At 46.5% G+C, this 5810-nt stretch carries 5 protein-coding genes; all 5 read left to right on the forward strand.

The features are described from left to right. Positions 1-638: DALR domain-containing protein (locus AB5542_RS20920; RefSeq protein ID WP_368243432.1), on the forward strand; the 638-nt coding region annotated here is incomplete at its 5' end. Between the two features lie 92 nt (positions 639-730). Then, positions 731-1849 (forward strand): glutaminyl-peptide cyclotransferase, encoded by a 1119-nt coding sequence (locus tag AB5542_RS20925; protein ID WP_279038554.1) that lies wholly within the window; start codon positions 731-733, stop codon positions 1847-1849. A gap of 144 nt (positions 1850-1993) precedes the next feature. Next, positions 1994-2662, forward strand: coding sequence for a uracil-DNA glycosylase (ung, locus tag AB5542_RS20930; RefSeq protein WP_279038555.1), 669 nt, complete (start codon positions 1994-1996; stop codon positions 2660-2662). 252 nt (positions 2663-2914) lie between these two features. Then, positions 2915-3910 carry a class II fructose-bisphosphate aldolase gene (locus tag AB5542_RS20935; RefSeq protein WP_087419689.1) on the forward strand — a complete coding sequence of 332 codons (996 nt, stop codon included), beginning with the start codon at positions 2915-2917 and terminating at the stop codon, positions 3908-3910. Positions 3911-3992: 82 nt separating this feature from the next. Next, positions 3993-5801 (forward strand): translational GTPase TypA, encoded by a 1809-nt coding sequence (typA, locus tag AB5542_RS20940; protein ID WP_279038556.1) that lies wholly within the window; start codon positions 3993-3995, stop codon positions 5799-5801. Positions 5802-5810 lie beyond the last annotated feature (9 nt).

A 5810-nucleotide genomic window follows, 5' to 3' on the forward strand; every position in this document is an offset into this window, starting at 1 on the left:
CCATCAACGGGCAGAAGATGGGTAAATCCCTGGGGAACTTCATCACGCTGGATCAGCTCTTCACGGGCGACAACAACGTGCTGGAACAAGCTTACTCCCCCATGACCGTTCGATTCTTCATCCTGCAAGCACACTATCGCAGCCCGCTTGACTTCTCGAACGAGGCATTAAAGGCAGCGGAGAAAGGTTACGAGCGAATGATGGCCGCCGTTTCACAACTTAACAGGTTGAAAGCGTCCAACGAGAACACGGTAGACATCGCCACCTTGCAAGCGAACTGTTTCGAGGCCATGAACGACGACTTGAACACGCCGATACTAATCGCCCACTTGTTCGAAGGCGTCCGCATCATCAACTCCATTGCGGCAGGCTCGGAAAAGATCAACGCGGAAAACTTGGAAATGTTGAAAAACCTGTTCCACAGTTTCGTGTTCGACATCCTCGGTCTCAAGGGAGAAGAGGACTCCAGTGCCAGCAACCAAGCCCTAGGCAAGGTGATCGACGCCATGATGAACGTGCGGAAAACCGCCCGGGCGAACAAGGACTGGGCGACCTCCGACAGCATCCGTGACGAGCTGAAAAACGCAGGTATCCAGATAAAAGACACGAAGGACGGTTACGAATGGAGCCTTGAATGATTGCAGATGAAGTGATTTACGATTGAGTGATTACACTTGATCGTAAACACAAGAATCACCAAATCATAAATCACTAAATCACATAATACATTATGCCTTATCTCTACTACATACTACTTTCTCTCCTGTTGCTCTCTGCCTGCCAGGGAGAAAAAAAGAGTAAAGGGAACCAGAACCAGATTACGATAGACAGCGCCCAAAGCCGCAAAACGACGGGACCTAAATACGTGAAAAGCGTGCAATTCGTGTACCCCATGAAATTCGACACCTGTCGGTTCAACGAGGAACTTAAAATTGTATACGCGAACAACAAGCACTATAAAATAGACTCCGCCCACCTGTTCTTCAACCAGAAACAGATTGCCACGCTCGACAGCGCAACCCGGGAATTCGTGTTCAAAATCCCGAAAGAAAAATGTGGTACCAACACGCTCAAAGTGATCGCATTCCACCCCAACAACAAATGCGGGGTAGCTACCCAATCCTTTATCGTGAAACCGGATAAGGCACCCCAACCACTTCAATACCAACTGGTGAAAACCTATTCCCATGCCACGGATGCCTCCACGCAGGGATTAGTATATATAGACGGCATTATCTACGAGGGAACCGGGATCAAAGGCCAATCCACCCTGCGCAAGATCGACTTGGAGAACAACAAAACACTTGCCATGCTGGGATTGGACAGCCAATATTTCGGAGAGGGGATCACGGTTTACAAGGATAAGATATACCAGCTTACCTGGACTTCCCAGAAAGCATTCGTGTACGACTTGGCCTCCTTCTCCCTGTTAACGACATTCGACTACTCCATGGAGCAAGGCTGGGGACTGACCACGATGGGAGACAAACTCGTCATGAGTGACGGTTCACATAACTTGTACCATTTGGACCCGAACCTCTTCAGCGTTGTCAAAACCGTGGAAGTTTTCGACAACAAAGGTCCGGTAACCAATTTAAATGAACTGGAATACATAAACGGTTATATCTGGGCAAACGAATGGCTTACAGACCGGATTGTCATCATCGACCCGGAATCAGGCGAAGTAGTACAGGACCTACTACTCCCGAATCTACTCACCGCCTCCGAAAAAGCCAAACTTGACCAGAACGACGATGTTTTAAACGGTATCGCGTACAACGAAAAGAAGGGCACGATTTACGTTACCGGAAAACACTGGCCGAAGTTATTTGAGATAAAAACGTTCTAATTTTAGATTTTAAATTTTAGATTAAACAACCTTGATGTACAACTGAAATTCTAAAATAAATAACAAGAATCTAAAATCACTAAATCTAAAATTAATCCGTGTTCAGAATTTAAAATTTAAAATCTAAAATCTAAAATTGAATTTATGGTTGACGTAAAAATCGAGCCCTCTTGGAAAGAACTCCTAAAAGATGAATTTGAGAAACCTTATTTCTCCGAGTTGATCCAATTCGTGAAAAACGAGTACAAGACCACGAAGATATATCCTCCGGGAAAACTCATTTTCAATGCCTTTGATCATTGTCCCGCGGAACAAACCAAGGTTGTCATTCTCGGGCAAGACCCATACCATGGCCCCGGTCAGGCACACGGACTTTGTTTTTCCGTCCCGGAAGGTATCGAGCAACCACCTTCATTACAGAACATTTTCAAAGAAATAAATAACGATTTGGGTAAACCCGTCCCCACGTCCGGTAACCTTGAACGCTGGGCTGAACAGGGAGTACTATTACTCAACGCTACATTGACCGTGAGAGCCCATCAGGCTGGTTCACATCAGAACAAAGGTTGGGAAACCTTCACCGATGCCGTCATCAAAATCATTTCCGAGAAAAAAGAAAACCTCGTTTTCTTCCTTTGGGGTTCCTACGCCCAACGCAAAGGTGCCTTCATCAACACCCAACGGCATTTGGTGCTGAAATCCGTACACCCCTCCCCCTTGTCTGCCAACCGGGGCGGCTGGTTCGGCAATCACCAATTCAGTCAGGCAAATGCTTATTTGAAATCGCACGGCTTAAAAGAAATAGAGTGGTAACCACTCTATTTTTTTTACCCGTGTAATTTCAAGTTACAAGTTACAGGTTAACAAGTTGCAAGTTCAGACAAAACAGTACCTGCACACTTCGAACCTGTAACCTGCAACTTGCAGAGCCGCAGGCTCAACCTGCAACTTGAAAATTCCCCGAATTTTCAACCTCCGCAAACGTTTGAAATTTTTCCTTCGTTTCCTTGCATATCTCTGTTTTTAATGCTTAACTTTGGTGCACGAATATAAAATATAGCAGCTATGGTTAATTACAAAGACTTAGGACTGGTTAATTCCAGAGAAATGTTCAAGAAAGCAATGGAAGGTAAATATGCTATTCCGGCTTTCAATTTCAATAACATGGAGCAAATGCAGGCTATTGTTGCAGCTTGCGTGGAAACAAAATCTCCTGTTATCTTACAAGTTTCCAGCGGTGCCCGTAAATATGCAAATCAAACCATTTTACGCTACATGGCACAAGGTGCGGTTGAATATGCCAAAGAACTTGGATGCAATATTCCAATTTGTCTTCACCTAGACCATGGCGACACGTACGAGTTGTGCGTATCTTGTATCGAAATGGGATTCTCCTCTGTCATGATTGACGGATCGGCCCTTCCTTATGACGAGAACGTGGCATTAACCAAGAAAGTGGTTGAATATGCTCATAAATATGATGTTACCGTAGAAGGTGAACTTGGAGTACTGGCCGGAATCGAAGACGACGTGGTTGCCGCAGCCAGCGTTTACACCAGCCCGGACTTGGTGGAAGACTTCGTGAAGAAAACCGGAGTGGATTCATTAGCCATCTCCATCGGAACTTCCCACGGGGCAAATAAATTCAAACCGGAACAATGTACCCGTAATGCAGACGGAATCCTCGTTCCTCCCCCATTACGTTTCGACATCCTGGAAGAAATCGAAAGACGTATCCCCGGATTCCCGATCGTTCTTCACGGATCATCCTCCGTACCACAAGACAAAGTTGCTATTATCAATAAATATGGCGGTGCATTAAAAGACGCCGTGGGTATCCCCGAAGAACAATTGCGTAGAGCCGCAACTTCTGCCGTATGCAAAATCAACATCGACTCCGACGGTCGTTTGGCAATGACCGCAGCCGTTCGTGAAGTCTTCGCAAACAAGCCGGCAGAATTCGACCCGCGTAAGTACCTAGGCCCCGCCAGAGATGCATTAAAAGAACTATACAAGCACAAAACAGTACACGTTTTAGGAAGTGCCAACAGGGTAGAATAAAAAAAGGGGCTCAATGAGCCCCTTTTCTTTAAAAAAAATACTAACTTTGCGCCCTATTTGGATTTAATACCATAGGAGCAAAATGCAGAAGATTAGAAACATCGCGATTATCGCGCACGTTGACCACGGGAAAACCACATTGGTCGACAAAATGATTTTTCAAGGAAACTTATTCAGAGAAACAGAAAATACGGGTGATCTATTGCTGGATAACAACGACCTGGAGAGAGAACGAGGGATCACCATCCTAGCCAAGAACGTATCCGTTCATTATAAAGATTACAAGATTAATATTATCGATACCCCGGGCCACGCCGACTTTGGTGGAGAGGTGGAACGCGTGTTAAACATGGCTGACGGAGTATTATTATTGGTTGACGCTTTTGAAGGTACTATGCCTCAAACACGTTTCGTACTTCAAAAAGCGCTTGCCCTCGGCAAGAAACCGATCGTTGTCGTGAACAAAGTAGACAAACCGAACTGTCGTCCGGACTTCGTGTACGAGCAAGTATTCGACTTGATGTTCTCTTTGGACGCCACGGAAGAACAATTGGACTTCACCGTAGTTTACGGTAGTGCCAAACAAGGTTGGATGTCCACCGACTGGCACAAACCCACGACGGACATTACCCCGTTATTGGATGCCATCATCAAAGATATTCCCGCCCCGACAGTGCAGGAAGGAACCCCGCAGATGCTAATCACGTCTCTGGAATACTCCTCTTACGTGGGACGAATTGCCATTGGTAAACTGACCCGCGGAACATTAAAATCCGGTATGCCAGTCACCCTCTGCAAAAGAGACGGTGTAACACTGATTAAAACCCGCATTAAAGATTTAATGACTTTCGAGGGAATGGGAAAACAGAAAGTTGACGAGGTGCAATGTGGAGAAATCTGTGCGCTTGTCGGGATCGAGGGATTCGAGATCGGTGATACCATTGCGGACTTCGAGAACCCGGAAGCACTGGCCCCTATCGCAATCGACGAACCAACCATGAGCATGTTGTTCACCATCAACGACTCGCCATTCTTTGGCCGGGACGGTAAATACGTGACCTCCCGCCACATCAAGGAACGTCTGGACCGGGAGCTGGAGAAGAATCTGGCCTTACGGGTGGAACCGGGCCTGACAGCTGATTCATTCGTCGTGTTCGGACGTGGTGTACTTCACTTGAGCGTGCTGATCGAAACCATGCGTCGTGAAGGTTACGAATTACAGGTTGGTCAACCGAAAGTGATCATCAAAGAAGTAAACGGGGTGAAATGCGAACCTGTCGAGGAACTGACCATCGACCTCCCGGAAGAAGTGTCGGGGAAAGCCATCGAGATGGTAAACCGTCGCAAGGGAGTCATGACCAACATGGAACATCGTGACGAACGGGTACATCTGACGTTTAATATTCCTTCACGGGGAATCATCGGTCTGAGAAGTAATCTACTTACCGCTACTGCCGGAGAGGCTGTCATGTCCCATCGTCTGAAAGGTTTCGAACCCTACGCCGGAGATATTGAAATGCGTACGAACGGTTCCCTGATCGCCATGGAAACCGGAGATTCATTCGCTTATGCCATCAACAAACTGCAAGATAGAGGTAGATTCTTCATCAACCCGGGAGACGAGGTTTACGCCGGACAGGTGATCGGTGAAAGTACCCGGCAGGATGACATCGTGATTAACGTGTGCAAGTCCAAAAAACTGACCAATATGCGTGCCAGTGGTTCCGACGAAAAGACAAACATCGCTCCTCCCATCCTTTTCAGCTTGGAAGAGGCTCTCGAATACATCAAAGAGGACGAATACGTGGAAGTCACCCCGAAATCCATGAGGCTTCGCAAGATTTACCTCGATGAAAACGAAAGGAAAAGAAGAAGCAAAACGATAGAATAACTCAAAACC

The organism is Butyricimonas sp. RTP31003st1_G1_RTP31003_210430 (genome assembly GCF_040920905.1).
GTDB classification, from domain to species: Bacteria; Bacteroidota; Bacteroidia; order Bacteroidales; family Marinifilaceae; genus Butyricimonas; species Butyricimonas paravirosa.